This is a genomic window from Dyella acidisoli (genome assembly GCF_030160295.1).
GTDB lineage: Bacteria > Pseudomonadota > Gammaproteobacteria > Xanthomonadales > Rhodanobacteraceae > Dyella_B > Dyella_B acidisoli.
On record NZ_BSOB01000020.1, the window covers coordinates 1 to 23558 of the forward strand.

General features: G+C 58.9%; 20 protein-coding genes and 1 tRNA gene. 8 read left to right on the forward strand and 13 right to left on the reverse strand.

What is annotated here, in order from left to right; translation table 11 throughout:
• Nucleotides 1–70: 70 nt before the first annotated feature.
• A complete protein-coding gene (locus QQJ86_RS12310) occupies nucleotides 71–853 on the reverse strand; it encodes a histidine-type phosphatase (RefSeq protein ID WP_284321248.1) in 783 nt (260 codons plus the stop codon).
• Between the two features lie 6 nt (nucleotides 854–859).
• Nucleotides 860–2020 carry a phosphatidylinositol-specific phospholipase C1-like protein gene (locus QQJ86_RS12315; protein WP_284321249.1) on the reverse strand — a complete coding sequence of 387 codons (1161 nt, stop codon included), beginning with the start codon at nucleotides 2018–2020 and terminating at the stop codon, nucleotides 860–862.
• Between the two features lie 480 nt (nucleotides 2021–2500).
• Here QQJ86_RS12315 and QQJ86_RS12320 point away from each other — a divergent pair, with 480 nt between their 5' ends.
• The gene (locus QQJ86_RS12320) at nucleotides 2501–5455 is read left to right on the forward strand and encodes a TonB-dependent receptor (RefSeq protein ID WP_423372791.1); all 2955 of its coding nucleotides are present in this window, start codon (nucleotides 2501–2503) and stop codon (nucleotides 5453–5455) included.
• A 353-nt stretch (nucleotides 5456–5808) separates the two neighbouring features.
• Here QQJ86_RS12320 and QQJ86_RS12325 read toward each other — a convergent pair whose 3' ends face one another.
• Nucleotides 5809–6222, reverse strand: coding sequence for an H-NS histone family protein (locus QQJ86_RS12325; RefSeq protein ID WP_284321250.1), 414 nt, complete (start codon nucleotides 6220–6222; stop codon nucleotides 5809–5811).
• A gap of 350 nt (nucleotides 6223–6572) precedes the next feature.
• Between QQJ86_RS12325 and QQJ86_RS12330 the strand changes: the two genes are divergently transcribed.
• The gene (locus tag QQJ86_RS12330; RefSeq protein WP_284321251.1) at nucleotides 6573–7067 is read left to right on the forward strand and encodes a hypothetical protein; all 495 of its coding nucleotides are present in this window, start codon (nucleotides 6573–6575) and stop codon (nucleotides 7065–7067) included.
• A 1-nt stretch (nucleotide 7068) separates the two neighbouring features.
• Here the strand turns inward: QQJ86_RS12330 and QQJ86_RS12335 are convergent, their stop codons facing one another.
• The gene (locus tag QQJ86_RS12335; protein ID WP_284321252.1) at nucleotides 7069–8727 is read right to left on the reverse strand and encodes an MASE1 domain-containing protein; all 1659 of its coding nucleotides are present in this window, start codon (nucleotides 8725–8727) and stop codon (nucleotides 7069–7071) included.
• Between the two features lie 379 nt (nucleotides 8728–9106).
• Between QQJ86_RS12335 and QQJ86_RS12340 the strand changes: the two genes are divergently transcribed.
• A complete protein-coding gene (locus tag QQJ86_RS12340; protein ID WP_345782819.1) occupies nucleotides 9107–9442 on the forward strand; it encodes a 2-hydroxyacyl-CoA dehydratase in 336 nt (111 codons plus the stop codon).
• A 122-nt stretch (nucleotides 9443–9564) separates the two neighbouring features.
• Here QQJ86_RS12340 and QQJ86_RS12345 read toward each other — a convergent pair whose 3' ends face one another.
• A complete protein-coding gene (locus tag QQJ86_RS12345) occupies nucleotides 9565–10533 on the reverse strand; it encodes a quinone oxidoreductase family protein (RefSeq protein ID WP_284321253.1) in 969 nt (322 codons plus the stop codon).
• Between the two features lie 122 nt (nucleotides 10534–10655).
• Between QQJ86_RS12345 and QQJ86_RS12350 the strand changes: the two genes are divergently transcribed.
• Together QQJ86_RS12350 and QQJ86_RS12355 are read left to right on the forward strand one after the other, a co-directional pair.
• On the forward strand, nucleotides 10656–11321 hold the full coding sequence (locus QQJ86_RS12350) for a response regulator (protein WP_284321254.1): 666 nt from the start codon (nucleotides 10656–10658) through the stop codon (nucleotides 11319–11321).
• Nucleotides 11321–12706, forward strand: a complete 1386-nt coding sequence (locus tag QQJ86_RS12355) for an ATP-binding protein (protein ID WP_284321255.1) — start codon at nucleotides 11321–11323, stop codon at nucleotides 12704–12706. Before QQJ86_RS12350 ends, QQJ86_RS12355 begins: the two co-directional genes overlap by 1 nt.
• A 249-nt stretch (nucleotides 12707–12955) precedes the next feature.
• Here the strand turns inward: QQJ86_RS12355 and QQJ86_RS12360 are convergent, their stop codons facing one another.
• From QQJ86_RS12360 to QQJ86_RS12370, 3 genes are all read right to left on the reverse strand, one after another.
• Nucleotides 12956–13987 (reverse strand): YncE family protein, encoded by a 1032-nt coding sequence (locus QQJ86_RS12360; RefSeq protein WP_284321256.1) that lies wholly within the window; start codon nucleotides 13985–13987, stop codon nucleotides 12956–12958.
• Between the two features lie 185 nt (nucleotides 13988–14172).
• Nucleotides 14173–14259: transfer RNA gene (locus QQJ86_RS12365), tRNA-Leu, on the reverse strand.
• A 98-nt stretch (nucleotides 14260–14357) separates the two neighbouring features.
• Nucleotides 14358–14597 carry a hypothetical protein gene (locus QQJ86_RS12370; RefSeq protein WP_284321257.1) on the reverse strand — a complete coding sequence of 80 codons (240 nt, stop codon included), beginning with the start codon at nucleotides 14595–14597 and terminating at the stop codon, nucleotides 14358–14360.
• Nucleotides 14598–14842: 245 nt separating this feature from the next.
• Here QQJ86_RS12370 and QQJ86_RS12375 point away from each other — a divergent pair, with 245 nt between their 5' ends.
• Nucleotides 14843–15493, forward strand: coding sequence for a response regulator (locus QQJ86_RS12375; RefSeq protein WP_284321258.1), 651 nt, complete (start codon nucleotides 14843–14845; stop codon nucleotides 15491–15493).
• A gap of 78 nt (nucleotides 15494–15571) precedes the next feature.
• On the opposite strand, the gene QQJ86_RS12380 is transcribed toward QQJ86_RS12375, so the two are convergent.
• Nucleotides 15572–18685, reverse strand: coding sequence for an Rne/Rng family ribonuclease (locus tag QQJ86_RS12380; protein ID WP_284321259.1), 3114 nt, complete (start codon nucleotides 18683–18685; stop codon nucleotides 15572–15574).
• A gap of 337 nt (nucleotides 18686–19022) precedes the next feature.
• Here QQJ86_RS12380 and QQJ86_RS12385 point away from each other — a divergent pair, with 337 nt between their 5' ends.
• Entirely contained in the window at nucleotides 19023–20006 is a 984-nt protein-coding gene (locus QQJ86_RS12385; RefSeq protein WP_284321260.1) for an RluA family pseudouridine synthase, read from the forward strand.
• Nucleotides 20007–20058: 52 nt separating this feature from the next.
• On the opposite strand, the gene QQJ86_RS12390 is transcribed toward QQJ86_RS12385, so the two are convergent.
• Nucleotides 20059–21573 (reverse strand): CPBP family intramembrane glutamic endopeptidase, encoded by a 1515-nt coding sequence (locus tag QQJ86_RS12390; RefSeq protein WP_284321261.1) that lies wholly within the window; start codon nucleotides 21571–21573, stop codon nucleotides 20059–20061.
• Complete coding sequence (locus QQJ86_RS12395) at nucleotides 21570–21911, reverse strand: 4a-hydroxytetrahydrobiopterin dehydratase (protein ID WP_284321262.1); 342 nt, start codon at nucleotides 21909–21911, stop codon at nucleotides 21570–21572. The genes QQJ86_RS12390 and QQJ86_RS12395 overlap by 4 nt, the downstream gene beginning before the upstream one ends.
• A 141-nt stretch (nucleotides 21912–22052) precedes the next feature.
• Between QQJ86_RS12395 and QQJ86_RS12400 the strand changes: the two genes are divergently transcribed.
• Nucleotides 22053–22661 carry an NfuA family Fe-S biogenesis protein gene (locus QQJ86_RS12400; RefSeq protein ID WP_284321263.1) on the forward strand — a complete coding sequence of 203 codons (609 nt, stop codon included), beginning with the start codon at nucleotides 22053–22055 and terminating at the stop codon, nucleotides 22659–22661.
• Between the two features lie 176 nt (nucleotides 22662–22837).
• On the opposite strand, the gene QQJ86_RS12405 is transcribed toward QQJ86_RS12400, so the two are convergent.
• Together QQJ86_RS12405 and QQJ86_RS12410 are read right to left on the reverse strand one after the other, a co-directional pair.
• Nucleotides 22838–23188: a c-type cytochrome gene (locus QQJ86_RS12405; protein ID WP_284321264.1), complete on the reverse strand. Its 351-nt coding sequence runs from the start codon at nucleotides 23186–23188 to the stop codon at nucleotides 22838–22840.
• A 22-nt stretch (nucleotides 23189–23210) separates the two neighbouring features.
• Entirely contained in the window at nucleotides 23211–23540 is a 330-nt protein-coding gene (locus QQJ86_RS12410; protein ID WP_284321265.1) for a c-type cytochrome, read from the reverse strand.
• Nucleotides 23541–23558 lie beyond the last annotated feature (18 nt).

The window sequence follows — 23558 nt, forward strand, 5'->3', positions numbered from 1 at the left end:
TTCATGGACTCGCCCTCGCTCGTTACAGAACGGTGGATAGTTTTACTCTCCACCGCTGGCCCATGAGGCCTTATTTAGCGCGGGGGCGAGTCCATGTAATTACGTCGCGCATGGGGCGGCCTTCGGCGTAAGCCATGAGGATGGCTTCGGCGGTGCCGGAGGTGGTGGCGATGGGGCCGGTCAGCACCATGTGTTGTGCATCGGGCGAGACGGTGAGGCTGCCGTGCCAATGGGTTGGGTTACACCAATCAGGGTCTTGATGCGAGCCGCAGCCCATGATTTTGGAAAACGTTGCGATGGCGTCGGTATGTGGACGGATCAGTGCATCCGGACCGCCAGTGCCGCGGGCTATCGAGGCCACCGAGTCCTGTGCATTCCAGGCGGTCGCACCGGCTTCGATAGGATGAAAGAGCGGGTCTTTGCGGCCTTGCGGCAGGTGCCCGATATCGATGTGGCAACCGGGTGCAAATCCTTCGACCAAGGCTTGGGCGCTGGCGATGGTACGTTGATCGGTATTGGCCCAGAACCATAGTTGTGAGGGATCGGGACAGCCGCTTGCGGAGAGTAAGCCCGCTGTTGCAAGGCGCTGTCGGTCGTAGCGACCCATCAGGCGGGCGCCGGCTGCACCGTGTGGCGTCAGTTCGCTGGGCGGTTGCGCCCATGTCGGCCATGGCTTGCCGGCGACTTCGTTCAGTTGGATTTCGCCGGGCAGAGGTGTGCGCACGCCGTGCCGGTAGAGCAGTACGACACGCTCCAATTGCAAGCTGTCCGCGGCGTGAGCGTCCGCTGCGGCAATGGATACAGCAAGCGCTGCGAACAGAAGCCGGCTAAACGTTTTGAATTGAATCACCATGCAAGCTCAGGGTGAAAGGTCAGCATCGGTGCAATGCGTTCGCGCAAACAGCGGATTGCAGCGCGCACGTAAATGGCCGGGGAAACTCACCACATAGCCCGAAGCGGCGGGCTCGCCATCTGGATAGTCGGTGCTGAGTATCTGCGCGTCGCTGGCCAGCATGGCGTCACGGCGTGTGGTGTCGTTATGAGCTGGCTCTTTGAGGTCGGCATCGGTGCGGGTGCGCACCAGATAACCTTGCTTGACCAGCTTGGTGATGCTGGCAGCGTCGCCATCGTTGAGTTCGGTAAACGCTGCATCATCAGTGCTCGGCGCCGCATTGGTGAATAGCACGCGGCCGCGCAGTGACGGATGACCCTGCAGATAGATCGGCCCCGCCCAGCGTTGATCGAGCAGGAAGATCACTTTGCCGCGCGTGCTTTCCAGCGTGGGCCAGCCTTGTTTGCGAATGGCTTGGTTGAGCGTGGCAAAACGGCCGCGTACATCGTCTGGGCTGATGTATTCGTTGCGTGCGAATACGGAGTGGATTTCCGCATCGAGCGCGTCGAATGTCTTGCCGTCGAACGGTTCCGCGTGCACGGTAGGGAAGGGCGCTTGTACGTCGGAACGCTTGGTTTCAACCAGGATGAATAGCGGCAGGTGCTTGGGATGCGCTTTCGACCAAGCGCGGATTTCGGCGAGGCACGCGGTAAAGGGCTGGCAATTGCTGCGTTGGTCCAGATCCTGGATGTGCATGACCTTGAAGCCAGGGCGCTGCATGACCGCAGGATCAGCAAAGGGTGGATCTGCCGGTAATCCAGCCTTGCGCACTTGCTCGACGATGGCTGGATGAGCGTAGAGGCCGCCTTTGGCATCGCTGAAGATGTCCAGTTCGACCTGGCGTACGCCGTCGTCGAGTTGGCGGCTTAGTGCGGGGTGGGTGTAGTCGATCGTGGCAAAGGTGGCTGGATCAGTGCGTTTCCACAGCGTGGCTTCGCTAGGGGCGAGTCCTGCGTGGTAGCTGTTGTGGCTGCCGATGTATTGCAGTTGGTTTAGGCGTAGTGAGTCTGATTGAGCGGCGGCGTGCGTGGATGCTAAAGCAAGCACTGCGCTGAGAATGCGCGTGTTGATGGACGCGCATTTCGTGCGCGGAAGTTGGCGTAGGGGCAACTTTTTCTTTTTGTCCATCGTTGTTTTTCCTGGTTGGTTTTGAGCTTCAGCACGCGTGATTTGCTCTCTTCCCTACGCTCAGTAGGGAAGGTGGTTATATGAAGTTCTTCATTCTTTCCTCACGGCCGTCATTCCCGCGAAAGCGGGAATCCATGTTGCTCTCATGCAAAAGGCAACGATGGATTCCCGCTTTCGCGGGAATGACGGTTGTGAGGAGGTCATGTGCTTCGCGAAATTTTCAATTCAATCGATCTATATAGGGCATTTTCTGTGTATATCCCTTGCAGCGATATGACACAGCGATGAAACGGACCAATCATAATTTAGACGTCTAAATGATAGTGATGAATGCACGAAAATGAGTGACGAAGTTCCTCTCATGCACAATGCTTCACATCACTGCCATCGAAATTTCATGCGCGCGCTCTAGGTTCGCCGACTTTCGCTTGTCCTCTTGTGAGTGATGAGTGGCGGAGTTCACTACTGGAGCGTGTTGAGATGTACAAGGCGAAGCAACGTTTGTTGGCTTATTCGATTCTGGCTGCGATGAGCAGTCTCGTTCTTGCACCAGCGGTTCATGCTGGTGACGTTACCGGTGTACTCGTCGATCCGTCATCAGGCAAGCCGATGAGCGGGGTCACGGTTGCCATTGCGGCTACCGGACAGACGGCGACCACGGATGCTTCCGGTCATTTTGCAATGACGAACCTTACGGCAGGCCATTACACGCTTACGGCTGCTGCATCCCATACGTTTTCCGCCACGGTGGACGTACCGGAGCAGGGTACGGTGAAAGCGAAGTTCAACAGTGTCGCTTCGTTGACGAAAATCACCGTGGCGGCTAATCGCTACGACGCCAGCCAAATCCAGATGGATGCCACCAACACGGTCAACGTGCTGTCTGCGGACGACTTGAAATACACCGCCGTGCACAACGTGGCTGAAGCGCTCGGTCTATTGCCCGGCGTGAACGTGTTCAACACCGGACAATCCTATTTCGGCGGCATCGACGGCGCTTCGCGAGGCGAGGGTATGTTTACCTCGGTGCGCGGCCTGAATGCCGAATACAACGTCAATCTGATCAATGGCGTGAATGTGGCTCAGGGCATGGCGTATAGCCGCGGCGTGCAGCTGAGCCTTCTGCCGCCTTCCGGCTTGCAGACCATCGTGCTCAACAAGACCTCCACGGCGGATATGGACGGCGACGCGATTGGCGGCACCATCGACTTCCGCACGCCGACCGCGTTTGATTTCAGCGCACCGACCAGCGGCAGCATCACGGCCAGCGGTCGTGTTGAGAGTCGGGCGCGCGATTATGGCGACAACGGACTGGGGGGTGGACTGGCCGGCGAGTTCCAGACCAAGTTCGGTGAGGCGCATCAGTTCGGCATCTACACCAGCGCGTATTACGACAGCCGCAACTACGTAAACAGCGAGGCTGCTGGCGCTACGGCGGCGTTGGGCGACGGTGCGTGGCGATTTGCGCGCACCACGGCCACGGGTGCCAGTGCACCGGGCTTTGATCCGGAGCGGAATTTGGAAAGCACGGGCATGTACTTGGGCACCTCTTCGGGTGATACCCATCGCTATGGTGGCAACGTGTCGTTCGATTGGAAGGTGGACGATACGCTCACCACGTATGCGCGTATGACGTATGCGTATGCCAAGACAGCGCAGAACACCACCTATCTGCAGTTGATTCCAGCCAACGTAAGCTACAGCCAGATCGGCACCACCGGCATCTATCAACCAGTGATTGGGCGCATTGCGACGCGTTTCTGGTACGAGACGAATCCCGAGAAGGCAGATCTTGGCACGTTCCAGCTTGGTGCGGACAAGAGTGTGGGTGGCTGGACCTTCTCGCCGAATCTGTTCTACAGCTGGGGCCACAACGATCGCCCGGATCACGTGGAAATATCGGCCCGCAACGACGAATATTCCTCCGCGAATTTCCCCTATGGCGCCAGCACGGTGATGAGCTACGGCGCGAATGACTTTGCGTATCCCATGCTGACGCCGGCGATGACGGCGCAGCTCAACAGCGTATCCACCCTGTATGCGCGCCGTGCAGGTGAATTGACTGAATCGTACAGCGGCCAGGAGAAGGGTGGCGCCAAGTTCGACGCCCGCTACGATTTCAACGATGGCGCGCTTACGTCCATACAGATGGGCGTGAAATACGTCGACAGCCATCGCGAGTTCACCAATCGTGACTGGACTACGTCCAAGTTCACCGATGGCCGCAGCTTCGGTTCGCTGGGGTTGATCGATGGCTATTACGCTTCCGTTTTTCCGGGCGTGTACAGCTATGACGTGCCAACCATCGATCAGGCGGCATTGAAGCGCTTGATCGCCGCAAATGTGGTGCCTGCGGACCTGGATACCTGCAGCAATCTCTACATCAACAATTGGAACTGCAACACGCAGCGCGCGAACGAAGCCGTGGCTTCAGCCTATGCCATGGCCACGTTGAAGTGGGGCGATTTGGAAGTGATTCCGGGCCTGCGCTTTGAGCACACTGATATCCGCAACACGTTCTGGGTGATTCCGAAGGATGCGTCGGGTAATGAAATTCCCGGTTATTTCGCCAAGAACTATACGCATTACAACGAGCCGCTGCCGAGTGTGTTCGTGAACTATCGTCCCAATGAGAACGCGGTTTATCGCGGCGCGATCTGGACCAGTTACACTCGTCCGGCGTTTGTGCAGCTTGGCGGCGGCTCGCAGGTCAGTGTTTCCGCGGATGGCTTGACCACTATTACCGAAGGCAATCCGAATCTGAAGCCGATCGAGTCGCTCAACATCGATCTTTCCGGCGAGTGGAGCAACCCGCACGGTGGTCACGCGATGTTGGCGGGTTTCTACAAGAAGCTGTCCAGCTACATCTACGAAGCCGGCAGCAATCCGGTCAACGCTGCAACGGTTGATGCGGGATCGATCCAGTACATCAAGCCGACCAACGGCGGTGACGGCAAGGTGTATGGCATCGAAGCAGCCGTGCGCCAGAAATTCCAGGATATGCCCGCACCGCTCGATGGTTTCGGCGTGGGCTTTAATGTCACCGGTCAGCGTACGTCGGTGGATTTGGGCATGGCAGGCTTCCACAACGAGCGCATCCAGAATGCACCGGATCTGATGGCCAACGGCGAGTTGTTCTACGAAAAGGATGGATTCTCGGTGAACCTGAGCTATCGCTACGCGGGTTCTTACATCGCCACTTACGATTATCTCGGTCAGGGCGCGCCGTGGGACGATTTGTGGGTGCGACCGATCACGCGTGTCGATCTGCATGCCGGTTATGCGTTCCACGACGGCATACAGGTGGATCTGTCCATTTCGAACTTGACCAAGAATTACTCGTATTGGTCGCACATTGGGAGGAGCAGTCTTGCGCTTTCCGATGTGGTTGATTCGGGGATGACGACGTTGGTGACAGTGAAGTACTCGTTCTGATTGGGGTTGTTTTTGTAGGGATGTGTGCGCTGTGATGTAAATCACGACCTACATTGCTCCGGAGCATGAGTAACTCGTGAAGCTTTAAATTTGCCGTGCCGTCATTCCCGCGAAGGCGGGAATCCATCTTCGCTTTTCGTCAGCAAGAGCAAAATGGATTCCCGCTTTCGCGGGAATGACGGCACGGAGGAATTGAGCATCTCAGTAGGTACTTACTTCTTCGGGAAGATGTGTAAGAGCTGAAATAAAAAGGCGCGGAAAACCGCGCCTTTGTGTTTCCTACGCATTGGGCAAGATTGACCCCTCACCCAAACTCTCTCCCCGAAGGAGCGAGGGCTTAAAGTTCGCCGCTATCAGCGACGCTTGATCCTGCGACGAGTTGCCTTCTTGGCAGCCCTTTTCGCTGTTGCCTTGCCCTTGCCGGCAGCAGCTCCGCCGATCAGCAGACTATCCAGCGTAACCCCGCGACGCTTCAGTGCAGCCACCATCCACAGCGGACGCTTGCCGCGGCCGGACCAGGTCTGCGAAGAATCTTCGGGATTGCGGTATTTGGGGGCGACTACCGAACGCTTGCCGGCCTTGCTGGCCTTGCCGCCGCGAGTGGGGTACACGTCGGCCAATGTCAGGCCGGCGTTGTTAAGCAGCGTGTCGATTTTCTTGCGGATTTCCTGAACTTGGGTGGTTTTGGCTTCCTGCATATGTGCTTCTGCGTTGGCAATCAGAGATTGGAGTTCTTTCGGTGAAAGGGTTTTCAGGTCGATGGCCATGTGTGGTCCTTATAGTGGATATTTATGGACGATGCCGGCTATCAAATTAAACAAGATGAACGGATTTTGCAAATCGACTTAGCCGAGTAGGGCAGTTGGGTCTGTTTAATAGGTTTTCCAGCAAGAAAATTCAGGGCGCCATGCATTTTCTCTCGATTTAGGCCCAATAGGACAAGTATTTTATCTACGATCAAAAAGAGACCCTGTTCTCCATTTTCATTACCCAGCCTTTGTACGTTCATAACCGCATGGAGATGCGGATAAAAGGTATTTGCACGTTTTACTTACAACCCGGTGGATACATTTCGCCCGGCAATTGGTGCCATGGTCTGGATAGAGAGGGGGTTTCTATGTTCCGTAAACCAACCAGTTTTGCTTTACGCGCAGGCGCCGTTTCGACACTGTTCGCGGCGCTCTTGTCCACGTCGGTTTTTGCTTACCAGGCGCCTGCTACCGGCCTGGGTCAATCGTGGCCGAATGCTACGGATGTCAGTGTGAGTCCGCATTACCACGTGTACGTATTCGTTCGCGATGGCATTCGCTACATCCAGGTCAACGATCTGAATGGCACCGTGCGCGCAGCCGTAGCAATGGCCGATCATGTGGTACTGGTGTTGCCAGTCGGTGTGGATGCACCTTATGTCACCACGCGGCAGGCGCAAGTGCCGGATACGTCGACCAATACCGAGACGGTCTATCGTGACAGCAGCACGCGTATCACAGCTACACCGACCAGTACGGGTGCGGTGCAGCTGGATGTTGTTACGCCGGCAGCAACACCGGATATCTGCACGAATCCGGCTAATTGCTCTTCGGTGACTACCGGCGGTTCGCCTAAGCCGTAAGTCAACGTATGTAAAGCTCAAGCGACGCAGGGGACGCTGCCAGCGGCTCCTGCGTACGCTGACCGATGTCATGCATCAACGCGGTGATGCGGAACGCGTCTGATTTGGTCAACGTGTGCAATTCGCCGTCATAGAGGCGAGCGTAGTCGCGCAGTGCAACCACACCCAGGCTGTTGGCACCCAATTTGGCCGCCAGCTGCTGGCTTAGTTGTTTGCCCTGCGCGGGCTGTGCGGTTTCCGTGTGATCGACCTTGCCTTCGACGCGCAGCGTTGACCACCTTTGACCGTGCGAGAGTCCACCCCGCAGCGAGATCGTAATGGTTGACCAGGCATGCTTAGTAACCGCATACACCACTGCTTCGCAGGCCAGACGATAGATGGCCGCGTGTACACTCGGCGAAAGCTGGCTTAGTCCACGGCCTTTCAGCTCGAAGCGGTAGGCGATCCCTGCTTCGTCCAGCGCGCGTCCGATGGTTTCCCGCAAGGCGGCTGGTAGGCCACGTTCCCGCCAGGCTGTCGGATGCATGGACTCCACTAGCTGATGGACTTGACTCTGCGTGGTCGCCATCTCTTTGTAGTAACTCTGGCCTTCCACGGGCGGAATCATATGCTTGAAGCGATTGAGCAGCCGCGTCTGCGTCAACTGCAGAGAACCGGCAGCCTTTTCTAGCGTCTGCGAAGCCTGACGCATGCGCAGCTCGCACAAGTACATGCCTTGTTGCGCAAGCTTGACGGCTGCCTTTGCATCGGCGCGCTCCTGTTCTTCCATGGCATTTTGCATGCTGACGCGAATACCAAGCACAAACAGACACGTAACTGAGAAAGCAATGAAGGCTTGCGCTCCGATCACGTCCAGATCGCCGATGCGCGATTCCATGTTCAGGAAAATGCAAATGATCGCCGCCATGGTGCCGACGGCAGCAGCTCGCCAGCCATGTTTCATGGTGAGCCATGCTGCCGGGAGCAACATGGTCATGCGTATAACTGGCTTGATCTCTGCTGGAGCATGCAGATTGAGCCAATAAAGTACGGCCAGCGATGGTAGAAGCAAGACAATGGATTCTTGGAACAGCGGGTTGCTGATCCAGTTGAAGAAGCGATCGCGCCAGGGCTGCGGTCTTTCGAGCCTAAGCGCCAAAGCGATGGGTAAAACGGTGAGAATGCCTGCGTACCTTCCCAGAAAAATCTGCACGATCTGTACGCTCTGGAATTGGTAGTGATTTGGGGTTCCCGCTGGCTGCACCACAGCGATCAGCAGGATCGTCGTGATTGCTGTCCAAATAGCATCTGAAAGCGCGATGCATATGAGCAGCGCTTTGGCCCGTATCAAGTGCTTGGAAGGGAACAGACCAAGCTTGCGTTTGCACCACGCCACGATTGGCATGGCGAATAAGATGGATGGGATCGAATTGCCGATCTGCCATGCGAGGCCGAATGGCGCTTGCTCTGGCGAAGCGTAATAGATAGATGGGCCGAGTTCGGCTAGCGCAAGGGCGGGCCAGTAGCGATATGGCAATAAAAGCAGGCAGCTTAGTCGCAAGCCGCTGACAATATGCCAGATGCCAACCGAATACGGTCGCAATAGCGTGTAGATCGTTCCGTATGCAACGAATACGGCAATCTGCCGTAGCCATGTGTTTTCAGTGATTGATTTTTGCATCGGTGCACCCCTGAGCTTTCGATAGCCACGCCCTGCCATCCATGAGCGGTATGACATCCGACGATGCAAGATAAGCAAAGCTAAGACCGTGCCATAGGTGCTTCCCGCCTTGATCTTCCTGTAGACGTTTCGCGGTCACAGTAGCTTTGGTGATCATCATACGGAGAGGCCTATTGGGAAATGTGAAGGCTGTAATAAGGAGCCGGAACTGCATCCGCTTTGGTGTTCTCCAAACGAGCGTTTATCGGTGGCCTCAATAGGACTCAATGCCTGGATGCAACGGACCTACATGGCCTGCTCGGACAGGCTGCTTATCGTCAAATAAGGTGAATTTCGCGCCAGAAAGCTGCTGGATGGCCTTCGTGGGTATGAGATAATCATGGGTCCCGCAGCACACCCGGTTCCTATGACTCTCCCGAAAGACGCCTTCCGCCGCTTCCAGGAAGAACTTGCGGCCCTCGATAAGGAAATCGAACAGCGTGTCGTCGCTGTCAAAACCAGAAAGCCGACGGCCAAACAGGCCGCCCTGTCGGCCATGGAGAAGGCCAAAGAGGAGTTTCTGGCGTTGCGTGCACGTCACAATCTGACCGTGGCGGACGTAGTGGCCTTTTTCCCGGAGGAAGAGGGCATTGCTTACCTGCAGAGCCTGATCGTGCAGGGGCAGAACAAGCCGCGCCGCGGACGTAAGCCCAAGCCCAAGGACGGCGACGAGTAAGACGTCGAATACGGGTTTCTTTACATTTGCGCATATACCCGAGGATGCGCTGACGCCGGGGCGGCGATTACCTGATGCTTCGCAATGGGACCCGGTCAAGCGTTTGGGTAACTATCTGCCCCTCAGGGCACAATGACGACTCGTCCGGGTGTGCCTTGGGCCACGGCCTGATAGGCCTCTCGCCCCTGTGACAGCGTATAGCGGTGTGCGATCACCGGCGCATCGAACTTGCCGTGATCGAATCCCCTTGCCACCGCCTGCATCAGTCGAGCCGATGCCACCACGCTCAGCTTGGCGCTGTCGGCGCCCAGCAATTGGGTTTCGTTGTGGTAGAAGTCGATCAGGTCGAATTCCACCCGACGTTGGCCGGTGGCGCTGATTTCCACTACGCGCCCACGACGCTTGGCCAGGCCGAGCGCCGTTTCGAAGGCGACACCGCCTACGCAGTCGAACACCACGTCCACGCCATCGGTCAGGCCGTCCAGGCTGCGCACAGCGGCGACGGCATGTTCGTCGAACGGCACGAAGGCATGAATACGTTTTCCCGCAGGTGAGCTTGCATCCACCGGATGCCGGTCGACGCCGATGATGCGACAGCCCAGCGCTTTGGCGATTTGCGTCACTGCGCCGCCGACACCGCCGCCTGCGCCGATGACTGCGATCGTTTCGCCTTCGCGTAATTGCGCGTAATCCATGACGCCCAGCCATGCCACGACGAAATTGACTCCGATCGCCGATGCCTGCGCGTGATCCAGCCCGGCGGGTTTGCGCACGAGTGCGGCGGTGGGCACACGGATATATTCCGCATGCGTGCCATCGCGAATGAAACCGATATCGCCGCCGGTACCCCATACTTCCACACCACGCCAGTCGGGCGGTCCTTGTTCCACCACGCCGCTGAAATCCCGGCCCGGAATGCGCGGCAGCGTGGTTTGCGAGAAGTGGCCGGCTACATTCTTGATGTCGCTTGGATTGACCGACGCGCCAAGCACTCGCACCAATGCGCTGCCCGCGTCGATTTCCGGTGGCGCAACGTCGGTGTATTCCAGGACATCGAGCGCACCGTAGCGGCTGAATCGCAGGGCTTTCATGCACGTCTCCCGGCGGAGGGTGGCGGTAAGACCACCCTAAGCTAATCTGCGCAAAATGGCATCCTGGGACAATACCTTAGGGAACGAAACCTTAGGGAACGAAGGAAGAAGGTAAACGCGGTATGCACATCATCCTGGTCGAAGACGACCTGCAACTGGGCGAGGCGATTCGGCAGGCGCTGGAGCGGCTTTCCTATGCGGTCACCTGGCTGCGTGACGGACGCGAGGCGCTGGCGGCCATGCGCGATCAAACCGCTGACCTCGTGCTGCTGGACCTGGGGCTGCCTAACAAGGACGGTCTGGAAGTGCTGGCCGAAGCACGTCGTTCACAGGTCAACACACCGGTGATCGTGATGACAGCGCGCGACGGATTGGAGGCGCGCGTGCGCGGCCTGGATGCCGGTGCGGACGATTATCTGGTCAAACCGTTCCACGTCGAGGAATTGAGCGCGCGCATCCGCTCGCTGACGCGTCGCGCGCAGGGGCTTGCTGCCAATCGCATTGATGTGGGTGTGATCAGCCTGGATATCGGTACGTGCGAAGCCGAATACCGTGGCCAGCGTGTCGAACTCACGCGCCGCGAATTTTCGTTGCTACGTATTCTGATGGAACGCGCCGGCCGCATCGTGCGGCGCGAGCATCTGGAGAATTCGCTATATGGTCTGGATAACGCGGTGGGCAGCAGTGCGCTGGAAGTGCAGATTCATGCCTTGCGCCGCAAACTCAGCTTCGATGCCATCCGCACCATTCGTGGTGTGGGCTACATGATTCCGCGGGATCCTACGTGATGCGCCTGAGTCTGCGCGGCCGGCTGCGCTGGATGATCATTGCCGTGTTGATTGCCGTGCTGCTGCCGCTCGGCTTGTACAGCTATCACCGCGCCCTGAAAGAAACCCGGGAGCTGCTGGATGGGCGTTTAGCCCAGTCCGCGCGCACATTGGATGTGCTGATCCAGAATGCGGGGCTCGATGCCTTGCGCAAGCCGGAACTGGGTTCGCTGGTGGTGCCCATTATCGGGCGCAAGGCTGAAGAGCAGCTCTTGCACACGCGCACCTACGAAGCCGAAGTGGGCTATCAGGTGTTCGACATGCACAACCACATGCGTCTGAGCACTGCGAACCTGGCGCAACTGCCATTGCAGCCGACGCCTGTTTCTGGCTTCGAAAGCTTTTTCTTTGAAGGTTACGGCTGGCGTGTTTTCACCCTGGTCGACGACGTCAATAACGTAGTGATCCGTGTGGGTGAACGTGACGACAGTCGGCGCGACATTACGCACGCATTGTGGCTGGATTTAGGTTTGCCGCAATTGGTTGGTTTGCCGCTGCTGGCCGTGCTGGTGGGGTGGGCAGTGCGGCGCGGCTTGCGTCCGCTGGAGCGTTTACGGCAAGCCCTTGCAGCACGTTCGCCCGGCAATCGACAACCGATTCAACTGGAAAATGCCCCGCAGGAATTGCAGCCCGTGATGGATGCGTTGAACGCGCAATTGGAGCGCCTTGAAGATGCGCTTGAACGTGAGCGGCGCTTCAGTGCCGACGTTGCGCACGAACTGCGTACGCCGTTGGCATCCACCATGATTCATCTGGACAGTGCCATGACAGCGAGCCTGCCCGCTGATGCGAAAATCGCATTGACCAGTGCGCAATCCGGTCTCGCACGATTGGCCAGACGTATCGAGCAATTGCTTGCGCTTGCGCGATTGGAAGCAGGCGCGGCAGCCGGTCAGCGCGGTGAGGTGGATCTCATCGCCGTAGCGATGAACGTGATCGACGAGCTGGCGCCGCTGCTCGGTGAAAGCGGCGTGGATTTCGCATTTGCCGAGCACGACGACAGTTTGAAGGTTCAAGGCTACGAAGCCGCGTTGGCTGCGTTATTGCGCAACCTGATCGAGAATGCCATGCATCATGTGCCGACTGGAGGTCAGGTGCAGTTGTCGTTGCGCCGTTCGCAAGACGCAACCGTCATCGAAGTGATCGACAACGGTCCTGGTATTCCACCTGAGCGGCGCGCCAGCGTGTTTGCGCGCTTTCACCGTGAATCCAGCGGTGGTGATGGTTACGGGCTTGGGCTTTCCATCGTGCAGCGTGCGGCGCAGTTGCATAACGCCACGATTGAATTGCTTGATGCGCCTTCGGGGCGTGGTCTGCGTGTACGGGTGGCGATTCCACGATCGTGAGAGATGCGTGTTGGTTGGGGTTTGCACCCCAATAGCTAGCGCTAAGGCGTGCCACAAAACATCCTGAGTGAGTCCCTCTCCCTATGGGAGAGGGTGCCGAGAGGCGGGTGAGGGTTCGGGCGGAGCATGATGTCGATATCTTGCGCGAGACGTGCAGGTCGCGCGCTGGTCGTACCCTCACCCCAACCCCTCTCCCGGAGGGAGAGGGGCTTAGCAAGTACGCTATTTTCAACGCTATGCGGTGAGCGATTACGGCTTACCTACCGTCAAAACCGTAAAGCTGTCCGGCACAGCCTGGCGATGCCCACGTGCATCCTTCTTATCGCTGAGCTGTGCAGACGATAGATAAACACGATGCTTCTGCGGATCCAGCGCCTGCGTGCGTGCGCTTTGCTGCGTGGTTACATTGGCGACGACGTTGTAATGGTCCGGATCATCCTCATGCACCACCGTCAGCGTGCCGCTTTCGCCGTTGGAACTGTAGATCATGCCTTCGCCGGCATCGAAGCTCACTGCATCCGGACCGTCACCGATCGGCACTGTCGCTACGCGATGACCATCATGCGCATCGAGTACCGTCATCACCTGGTTATCGCATACCGAGAATAGACGTCCATGTGCCACATCCATCGCCAAACCGCTTGGCGATTCGCATGGCGCCAACGACCAAGTGTTCAGCACCTTGTTGGTGTTGCTGTCGATGTCCAGCAATTCGGATTTGTCTTCAATATTCACGTAGACATGGCCGCTGCCGTCTGCCGCCGCAAACTCCGGCTTGCCGGGCAGGGCGATGGTGGCGATCACAGTGTTCTTGGCAGGATCGATCACGCTGGCGTCGCCGCTCTTGCCATTGAAAGTGAAGACGTGATGCGACGCGCTGTCGTACAGAATGGCGTCCGGCTTCTGTCCAGTGCCCTTGATGGTTGCGACGGTCTTGAGCGTATCCAGATCAAACACGGTGACCGAATTAGCCTTGCCGTTGCTGGTGAAGCCGTGGTGCAAATCCTCCGCGATGGCGATGCCATGCACACCATCGGTATTGGGGATGACGCCGATCTGCTTGTCGTGATCCACGTCGACCACCAACACGCGATCGCCACGGCTTACAAACAAGTGGCGGCGCTGCGCATCGAAGCTGAGATAGTCCCAGCCGCCGGTGCCGCCCAGCTTGAGGTGGTGAATCACGGCAATGGACGGTTGAGCAGCATCGGCCGCCATGGAGGAGGTGGCGGCCAGGGATGCCAAAGATGCGAGTACAGCGGTAACGAGAGGCCGATACATAGGAGCAAGCTCGCTGGAGAGGGGGCTCCAAGCTTGCGCCGGCTTACTTATGGCTTCCTTAGGCGTGTGCACACCACACGACACGCAAGTGATACTGCCCAATGCCCAGGCGGGTTATAAATTCTTTGCAGGGGATTGTAGTAAGAAGCGAAGAGACTGATTAATTGTCAAACGTTCGCCGACACTGGTGCCCGGAGCCGGAATCGAACCGGCATGACCGTGAGGTCGAGAGATTTTAAGTCTCTTGCGTCTACCTGTTTCGCCATCCGGGCTGGAAGGAGCTGCCGAATGACCGGCCGCAGGCGCGCGGATCGTAACATGCGCCCGAGTGCTAACGGAGCGATAGGCTCCGTTTTTATCTGGATCAGTGTCAGGCCACGGCGCTTTCGATCTGCTCTCCTGGCCGTGCGTATTGCGCCAGGCGGATGGTGGAGGCGGGACCTGGCATTTCCACACAGGTGCTGCGTCCGGAGCGACTATGCTCATCGCGAGCCGCTTCACGCGCCAGTTGAATGGCGGGACCAAGCCTGAGTTGGCTGAACAGGGTGGCCGATTCCCGGCGGATACTCCAATGTCCGTCGAGCGACTGCCTGAGCGAGTAGATCACCATCGGTACGCTCCGTTGGGTTAGCGCGAACTAGCCTTGCAGGGTGTAGCGGAACGCGTGACTTACGACTGCTATTTCGTCAATGATGGCATCAAAATTAGGACGTGTATGTAGGCAATTTCCTACGCAACGTGTACGTATTGGCGCTATATGGAAAATCCTTGCGAAACGCGGGGTTACGCGCTTGCAATGTGTCAGCGACCCGCCTACTTTGCATAGGCACTGTTCCTGCCCAGGGAGGGCGCAAGATGATTGATGTTGTACTAGTGGATGATCACGAACTGGTCAGAACCGGCTTCAGAATGATCCTACAGCAGCCCGACGTCCGCATTTGCGGCGAAGCGGGCACGGCCGAAGAAGGGCTGCGCCTGATTCGGGCGACCAAGCCGCACATCGCGCTGGTCGACGTACATATGCCAGGCATGAGCGGCATTGAGCTGACCGAGCGCATCGTGCGGGCCAATCTGCCTACGCACGTGATCGTGGTGACAGTGGTGGAAGATGCCCGTTTTCCGAAGCGCCTCTTGGATGCCGGCGCGCACGGTTACCTTACCAAAAGCTGCGCGGCCGAAGAGCTGCTCAATGCAGTGCGACAGGTAGCCAGCGGTCGCCGCTACCTTGCTCCGGCGGTGGCGCAGCAGTTGGCGCTGGCCACACTCGACGGTGAAGGTTCGCCATTCGACGCGCTTTCCAGTCGCGAGCTGGAAGTGGCGATGATGCTTGTACGCGGCAAGGCGCTGACTGCCATCGGCGAGCAGCTCAACCTAAGCCCGAAAACGGTATCGACCTACAAGCAACGCTTGATGGAAAAACTGCAGGTCGATCACGTGATCAGTCTTGCGCATCTGATGACCGTGCACGGCTTGCTGGATACGCACAACAACCAGGTTGGAAACTGAGGTTTTCGCCGCTTTCGAAAAGCAAAAGGGCCGGACAATGTCCGGCCCTTTTGTTTGTGCATGGAAAGGAGGCGCGCGTCAGGAAAGCCTGTTGTCGCGCTGCTGACCAAGATGCAGGTTTTCTTCTTCTTCCGGTGCCTTGGTTTCTTGGTGATCGCTCGACGCATGATGACGCAGCGGCGTGGAGAGAAGATCGCCTTGTTCCGGCTGATGGATGATCGGCGCAGGCGTCACGGCTACCGGCGCTTCCGGCGTTTGAACGATTGCGGGCTCGACAAGCACAGGTTCATGCACGTGCTTCACTTCGGTAGGGACAAACGATTCGACTACGGCCGCTTCGTTTGCTGCGGGCTCCGGTTCATGTGGCACGGAAACCGTAACCACCTCAGTCTTTGATACCGCCGGAGCCTCGTCATGCGTGGGGATCGCTGTCGCTTCTTCGGAAGCTATTGCAGTCGTTTCCGACACGGCTTCGCGCACCGGAATCGGTGGCAACACCGGCAGGTTGAACGATGACGGTACCGGTGCCGGCGCAATGATCAGTGGTGCAGTGACGTGATCTTCCTGGGCCGCGGATGGATCAGCCTTGGGTTCGGCGTGGAAAACCTCGGTGCTTGCTGCTTCCGAGATGACCGGCTTCGGCGCTTCCGGCTTACGCACTTCGACGTGTGGAGCTTCGGCGTGCGCGACGGCGTGGTCTGCTTCCGGTATCGGCGTCGATGCAACAGGGCGTGGCGTGACGTGAGTTACCGTTTCGGCCTTTGCCTGAGGCGCATCTGCTTCCAGTTCTGACGGATCGTCGCGATCTTCATCGTCCAGATCCTGTGCGTCGAGCTGTTCATTCTGCACGGCACCGGCGACGGCACCTTCATGACGACGACGACGACGGCCACCGCGACGGCCACGGCGGCGGCGCGATTGACCGACGCCTTCGGCTGACGCTGCCTCGGCAGCGACGGCATGTTCCTCAGTGGCAGGCACCACCATAGGCACCGCGATTTCGGCGACCGGCTTCGGTGCTTCTACGGGCTTGGGAGCCGGAGGATTCGCCTGCTGTTGTTGCGCGCGCTCTGCCTGCGGCTGACGTTGCGGGCGTTCCTGCTGAGGTTGCTTCGCCGCTTCAGCATTCTGCTGTTTGTTGCGTTGCTCGGTTGCGGCAGTTTCGTTCGCTTGCGCTTGTTTCTGCTGGCGCTGCGGCTGTTCCTGCTTGTTCCGTTCCTGTTGCTGCTGACGAGCCTGTGCTTGCTGCTCGTTACGCGGACGCTGGTTCTGATTCTTGCCTTGCTGCTGCTGATTGCCGCGACCGTCGCGCTGCTGCGGACCTTGGCGTTGCTGTTGCTCGCCACGTGCGCGCTGCTCGCTGCGGCGGTTGTCTTGCCTGCCGCGCAAAGATTCTTGACGCGGAGTAGCGACAGGAGCAGGGGCGGGTGCCGGTGCAGCCGCACCATTGCCGCGGAACAAGCCGAACAGCTTGGACAGGAAACCACCCTGCGAAGGAGCCGGAGCGGAAGCTGGGGTCGCAGCGGCCTGGCGCTGTTGTTTCGCGACCGGAGCTGCCACCGGCGCAGCCGGCTCTTCTTCGCGCACCGGAGCAGGGCTGCTGGGCACGATGCCGGTCACCGCAGGCTGTTCGCTGCTACCCAGCATCTGACCCATCTTGCGCACTACATTGGCTTCTTCCGCAGTGAGGCGCTCGTAGCTGGGCTTGCTGTGCTCGCCCATTTCAGCTTCGCGGATGCGCTGGATTTCGATGTGCGGTGTATCGAGCTTGTCGTCCGCCACGATCACCACATGCACCTTGTTGCGCAGTTCGATTTCAACCACGCTGGCGCGCTTTTCATTGAGCATGTAATTGGCCACGCTCGGCGGGGCCTGCACCAGCACTTGGCCGGTGTTGTCCTTCATCGCGTGCTCTTCGATCAGACGAAGCGTGGACAACGACAGCGATTCCACGCTGCGGATATGGCCATGGCCTTCGCAACGCGGACAGACGATCTGGGTGGCTTCGCCCAGCGAGGGGCGCAGGCGTTGGCGCGACATTTCCATCAGGCCGAAACGCGAGATGCGGCCGATCTGGATGCGCGCACGGTCGAGTTTGGACGCTTCCTTGAGGCGCTCCTCGACTTCCCGCTGGTGCTTGGGGCTGTCCATGTCGATGAAGTCGATGACGATCAGGCCACCAGCGTCGCGGATGCGCAACTGGCGAGCGATCTCGGTCGCTGCTTCAAGATTGGTATTGAATGCCGTCTCCTCGATGTCGCCACCTTTGGTGGCCTTGGAGGAGTTGATGTCGATGGCGGTGAGCGCTTCGGTCTGATCGATCACGATCGAGCCGCCGGAGGGCAGGCGTACCGAGCGATCGAACGCGCTCTCGATCTGCGTTTCGATCTGGTAGCGCGAGAACAGCGGGGTGTCGTCTTTGTACAGCTTCAGCTTGCGCAGGGCGTTCGGCATCACCTGCTGCATGAAGTCGCGGGCGTCCTGATAGAGGGATTCCTCGTCGATCAGGATCTCGCCGATATCATTGCGCAGGTAGTCGCGCAGGGCGCGGATGAACAGTTTTGATTCCTGGTAGATCAGGAACGGCGCCTTCTGGGCGCTGGCGGCCTGAGAAATGGCTTTCCAGGTCGCCAGTAGGTAATCCAGGTCCCACTGCAGCTCTTCGGCGTCGCGGCCCATGCCGGCGGTGCGCACGATCAGGCCCATCTCGTCGGGGACGGTGAGATGCTCCAGGGCTTCCTTCAGCGCCTGCCGGTCTTCGCCCTCGATGCGACGCGAAACGCCACCCGCCTTCGGGTTGTTCGGCATCAGCACCATGTAACGGCCGGCCAGGCTAATGAAGGTGGTCAGCGCCGCACCCTTGTTGCCGCGCTCTTCCTTCTCCACCTGCACGACCACTTCCTGGCCTTCGCGGAGCAGTTCGCGGATGTTGGACTTGTAAGGATCCTGACCCGGCGTGAAGTACTCGCGGGCGATTTCCTTCAGAGGGAGGAAGCCATGGCGTTCGGCGCCGTAGTCGACAAAGCAGGCTTCGAGGGAGGGTTCGACGCGAGTGATACGGCCTTTGTAAATATTGGCTTTTTTCTGCTCGCGTGAGGGTATTTCGATATCAAGATCGTAAAGGGTTTGGCCATCCACGATGGCCACGCGCAACTCTTCACGCTGAGTCGCGTTGATCAACATTCTTTTCATTGTGATTCCTCGGCTTGGCCGCGCGTCGCGCGCCGCGGTGGCGCCTGGTGTGGCGGCCTTTCCGGGGATCGCGCCGCTGCGGTAAAGCGGCAAAATAAACGGTAACGTTCCCGATACCGGGGTGATTCTTGTCACGCACGCCGCACTGTCTGATCAAGCAAGACCGGACAAGCGGCTACCCAAACCGTTACGATGAAAGGGTGTTTGCAACCGGCTGCCAGTGTCAGCGACCGGCGCAAACCTCGCCGGCGTAACAGGCGGGCGTCAGGTCCTTAACTAATGTCGGTGGACCCGGCTGAGCGCTGTGCGAGTATCCTCTCAACCCAGGTTTTTTTCAATGCAGACGGCAACTTCCCCCGATGTACCTCAAGGGGTGCGTCAAGTAGAGATCGGTCCCGAGCGCGACGGTCAGCGCATCGACAACGCCTTGGTGACCCTGCTCAAGGGGGTGCCCAAGAGCATGATTTACCGGCTGTTGCGCACCGGCCAGGTGCGCGTGAACGGCAAGCGCGCCAAGCCGGATACGCGTCTCAGCCAGGGCGATATGTTGCGCATTCCGCCGGTGCGGGTGGCGGAACGTCCTGCGCAAGAGAGTGCCTCGCAGTCGGCCATCACGGCGGTGGCTGAGGCGGTGATCTTCGAGGACAAGCACTTCCTGGTGATCGACAAGCCGTCCGGCATGGCTAGTCATGGCGGTAGCGGAGTAAGTTTTGGGGCGATCGAGCTGCTGCGGCAGGCTCGGCCTAAGGACCACCTGGAACTGGTCCATCGCCTGGACCGAGACACCAGCGGCGTGCTGGTGTTTGCCCGGACCCGCGCCGGGCTGACTGGACTACAGGCGGCGATCCGCGCCGGCGAGGTTACCAAGCAGTACCTCTGCCTGATGGTTGGGCACCCCCAGAAGGCCAAGTTCGACGTCAATGCACCTTTGAAGAAGTTCGTACTGCAAGGCGGCGAGCGGATGGTTCGGGTGGCGGACGACGGCAAACCTTCGCTCACTTTCTTCCGTGAGATGGAGCAATACGCTGGCGCACGCCTGATGCAGGCGACCCTGGGCACCGGCCGCACGCACCAGATCCGCGTACACGCCGCGCACATCGGTCATCCAGTGGCCGGCGATGCCAAGTACGGTGACAAGGAGGCGAACAAGCGCTTTCGCGAGCGTGGGCTACACCGATTGTTCCTGCATGCCTCACATTTGTCGTTCGAGCTGGATGGGCGTGCTTATAGCTTCTCCGCGCCGTTGCCCGACGAACTGAAGTCCGTGCTGGATGCGCTATCCACTAAAGGGAAAAGCACGCGTCGACCGTGGATTGGGTAAACCCCAACGTTGCCGCGGTGATGAGATGACGATGTTGGGGTTTTCCCCCAACCTACAAAAAGAAGCGTGCGCTGACTTCAAGCGAGCGCAGCAGCGGTCCACCCGCCAGCCCCGACTCCACGAGCAAGGCGCAGATCGCATGTGCCAATGCGATCGGCAACACGCTGCGCGAGCGAAGAAAGCACCACGCCCACCAAAGCTCGCCGACTAAGCACAGCTGCATCAGCGCGCCGTTGGGCGTGTGCAGCAAAGCAAAGACCAGCGCCACCGGCACAATGGCCCAGTTTGGCCGGTGCGTGATCTGTTCGAAGCGCCGCAACAGCACGATCAGCATCAGCCACTGCTGCAACCAGGCCCATGCGAAATAGGCGATGACATGGCCCAGCAGAAGCGGGTGCAGCGTGTGACCTTGAAAGAAGATCAGCAGCACGGTGACAGGCAGCATGGCCAGCGGCCACAGCCAGTCACGTCCCGCCGCGGGCCAGCGCCATAGCCGCGGCAGATGGCGTCGCTCGATGGCCAAGGCGTAGGCTAAGCCGCCTCCGAATGCCACCACACTCAGCGGAGTAGGGCGCAAACCCCAATGCAGACCCATCACCAGCCACAGCGGCCCTGCAAGACAACCGGCCACCTCGATCCAGGGACGAAGCGGACCTTGCACAGGCCGCAACGCCAACCAGGCGAGGATGAGCAGATAGATTCCGCAGGCAATCCATGTAGCTGCGGGATGAGGTGGCATCACCGGTTGCGCCTGCGGCGCCGCTCCCGCCGGCACGATCAACGCAGCCGGCCACCGGGCACGCAATTGATCGCGCAGCGTCAGCATCGTTTCCGCGCTGGCACCGTCGGGCAGATGGAAGAACGGCATCGGCCAGTCCTGCGCATGTTCCGCGATGTGTTCGATGTCGTTGGCGGCTGCATTTTTAGGCAGGTAGATCGACGCATCGTGTAGATGCAGCATCGGTTCGGTCGTCAGCAGTTCGACCGAGGCAATGCGCAAACTGGCATCGCGCGGAAGTTGAATCCGCAAACGCAACATCTGCGCGATGCCCGGTGCAGCGCAACCGCCTTGGCCTGCGCTTTTCCAATCAAGGCTGCGCAAGTCGATGCGCAGCTCGCGCATATCGGGTGTCAGTGCATGAGCAGAGGGCATCAGGCATGCAGGTGTTTGATTACCTTGCCACACCAGGCCGAGCGTGCCAGCGGCACTGGTTTGCAGTTGCAATTGCAGGATCGGCCAATGCCGCAGATCCAGCGACCATGCAATCGGCAATCCCAACTCGAAAGGGGAGCCGTCTTCACTCTTGATGAGCAACGCATCATCTTCGCGTGCGACTGTCGCATGGCCGAAGGCGCGTCCAGCGATCAGGTCATGCGGTTTGCGCAGAGGCCATCGCCACAGCGGTTGGCCGGTTTCCACGCTCGCCAACTGCTGCTGGGCCTGATTCAGTAATTGCGCGCCCGTGATCCGCGCGGCTATCCAGCCAAGCGCTACACAAGCGATAACGGCGACCAGCACATAGCCAGCGAAGAACCACCTTGTGCGGATGCGTGACGCTTCGCTCAACGTTCGAGCAGAGCGTCGACGCGCGCGGCGCAAACGAAATCGTTCAGCGACAGACCGCCTACGTCATGCGTAGACCACCGCAGCTTGCAATGACCGTAGCCTGCCTCGATATCCGGATGGTGATCCTCGTGGTTGGCCATGAAACCCACCGCGTTAATGAAACCCAGCGTGTGATGGAAGTTTTCGAAGCGGAAATCTTTCACCAGCGCATCACCTTGGGCGCTGAGCTTCCAACCAGGCACCAGCGGCAGCAGCGCGCCAACCGCCGCCTCGTCCAGAGCGTGTTCTTTGCCCTTGCGCGGTTGGCAGTGCTGGGCGGATAGCGGAAGGGCAGTCATGGCGATCTCCATCGTTCGCTCAAACGCGGAGACTGTACGCGAAAACGATCCATTCGGACATTCGTGAAGAAACAGGACTAAAATGGTGCGGTATAGAGCCCGCCCTGTGTGGGCCGTCAAATTGGTAGTTGCGGAGCAGGCATGATCGAGATTTCCGAACGCGCGCAGCAGCATTTTCTGCGCCTACTCGCCCAGCAAGGCATCGATGGGCTGGGCATTCGCCTGCGCGTCACGTCCCCTGGCACACCGGCTGCAGACTGCGAACTGGAATTCTGCGAGCCGCCAGAACTCAGCGGTAACGAATGGACGGTCGAGTGCCAAGGTTTCAACTTCTACATCGAAGGTGACAGTGCGCGTTGGCTGGAAAACGCCACCATCGATTACGAGCCCAACCAGACCGGTGGCCAGCTCAACATCCGTGCGCCGAAGATCAAGGGCGACTTGCCAGGCATGGACGCCGGCTTGGTAGAGCGCGTGCGTTATGTGCTCGAGGCAGAAGTGAATCCACGCATTGCCGCACACGGCGGTCGCGTGAGCTTGCTCGAAGTCGATGCTGACGGCGTGGTCGTGCTGCAGTTCGGCGGCGGTTGCCACGGTTGCGGCATGGTCGACGTCACACTCAAGCATGGCGTAGAAAAAACGTTGCGCGAACGTGTGCCGGAAATCACCGCCGTGCGTGATGCGACGGATCACAAGGGCGGTGCGAATCCGTATTACAGCAAGAAGGAAGGTCAATCCGCGATGGGTTGATGCGGTAAAGCGTCCATCGCACCGCAACTTCGCTTATCCCTCAGGGCCGTCATTCCCGCGAAAGCGGAGGCGCTTTTCAACAGCGAATGCTGGTCAATCCATCTTTACGCTTAACCATCAAAGCAAATTGGATTCCCGCTTTCGCGGGAATGACGACAGAGTGAGGCGGGGCGTGATCAATCGCCCTGCACGTGCCCCTTCAACGTATCAAGCTTCGTCGGCAACGACGAGTAATACGCAGCGATATCCTGGATATCCTGATCGGACAGCGTGGCCGTAAATCCTTTCATGATGGGATTGCTGCGACGACCATCTTTGTATTCGTGCAGCACCTGCTGGATGTAACCGTTGTATTGGCCAGCCAGACGCGGGTATTGCGGATCGACGGCGTTGCCGTCGGCGCCATGACAGGCAAAGCAGGCCGCAGCCTTGGTTTTGCCATCGGCAGCATTACCACTTGCGAGCAGTGGCGCCGAAGCCAGCGCAAGAGCCATACCGAACGAGAGCAGCGTGAGCGCGCGTTTCATGCAGTTGGAATCCTTGGGGCTGTTACTTCGAGGCAACGCTGGAGAGATAGGCGGCAATGTCCTGGATCTCCTGGTCGGAGAGGCTTTGCGCCTGCGCCACCATGGTCGGGTGCGAGCGGTCGCCCGACTTGTATCCATGCAGCGCGTTGATCAGATATTGCTCGTTCTGCCCGGCGATTTTCGGCACCGGATACTGCGGATAAGCGTTGTTGGTGCCGGGAATGCCGTGGCAACCATTGCAGGTATAGACAAGGGTGCGGCCGTTGGCTTTATCCCCTGTCGCGTGAACTGAGCCGGAGCACATCAAAAGCGCCGCGGCGGTTGCCAGGCCAAACAATTGCAATCGAATCATCAAGAGGATCCCCGAGGT

Coding starts and splice junctions, on each gene's coding strand:
- QQJ86_RS12325 (WP_284321250.1), bottom strand. CDS start 6,222: ATGGCCATCGACCTGAAAACCCTTTCACCGAAAGAACTCCAATCTCTG.
- QQJ86_RS12400 (WP_284321263.1), top strand. CDS start 22,053: ATGATCGAGATTTCCGAACGCGCGCAGCAGCATTTTCTGCGCCTACTC.
- QQJ86_RS12345 (WP_284321253.1), bottom strand. CDS start 10,533: ATGAAAGCCCTGCGATTCAGCCGCTACGGTGCGCTCGATGTCCTGGAA.
- QQJ86_RS12320 (WP_423372791.1), top strand. CDS start 2,501: ATGTACAAGGCGAAGCAACGTTTGTTGGCTTATTCGATTCTGGCTGCG.
- QQJ86_RS12375 (WP_284321258.1), top strand. CDS start 14,843: ATGATTGATGTTGTACTAGTGGATGATCACGAACTGGTCAGAACCGGC.
- QQJ86_RS12335 (WP_284321252.1), bottom strand. CDS start 8,727: ATGCAAAAATCAATCACTGAAAACACATGGCTACGGCAGATTGCCGTA.
- QQJ86_RS12370 (WP_284321257.1), bottom strand. CDS start 14,597: ATGGTGATCTACTCGCTCAGGCAGTCGCTCGACGGACATTGGAGTATC.
- QQJ86_RS12355 (WP_284321255.1), top strand. CDS start 11,321: ATGCGCCTGAGTCTGCGCGGCCGGCTGCGCTGGATGATCATTGCCGTG.
- QQJ86_RS12340 (WP_345782819.1), top strand. CDS start 9,107: ATGGGTCCCGCAGCACACCCGGTTCCTATGACTCTCCCGAAAGACGCC.
- QQJ86_RS12405 (WP_284321264.1), bottom strand. CDS start 23,188: ATGAAACGCGCGCTCACGCTGCTCTCGTTCGGTATGGCTCTTGCGCTG.
- QQJ86_RS12385 (WP_284321260.1), top strand. CDS start 19,023: ATGCAGACGGCAACTTCCCCCGATGTACCTCAAGGGGTGCGTCAAGTA.
- QQJ86_RS12360 (WP_284321256.1), bottom strand. CDS start 13,987: ATGTATCGGCCTCTCGTTACCGCTGTACTCGCATCTTTGGCATCCCTG.
- QQJ86_RS12395 (WP_284321262.1), bottom strand. CDS start 21,911: ATGACTGCCCTTCCGCTATCCGCCCAGCACTGCCAACCGCGCAAGGGC.
- QQJ86_RS12350 (WP_284321254.1), top strand. CDS start 10,656: ATGCACATCATCCTGGTCGAAGACGACCTGCAACTGGGCGAGGCGATT.
- QQJ86_RS12410 (WP_284321265.1), bottom strand. CDS start 23,540: ATGATTCGATTGCAATTGTTTGGCCTGGCAACCGCCGCGGCGCTTTTG.
- QQJ86_RS12310 (WP_284321248.1), bottom strand. CDS start 853: ATGGTGATTCAATTCAAAACGTTTAGCCGGCTTCTGTTCGCAGCGCTT.
- QQJ86_RS12330 (WP_284321251.1), top strand. CDS start 6,573: ATGTTCCGTAAACCAACCAGTTTTGCTTTACGCGCAGGCGCCGTTTCG.
- QQJ86_RS12380 (WP_284321259.1), bottom strand. CDS start 18,685: ATGAAAAGAATGTTGATCAACGCGACTCAGCGTGAAGAGTTGCGCGTG.
- QQJ86_RS12315 (WP_284321249.1), bottom strand. CDS start 2,020: ATGGACAAAAAGAAAAAGTTGCCCCTACGCCAACTTCCGCGCACGAAA.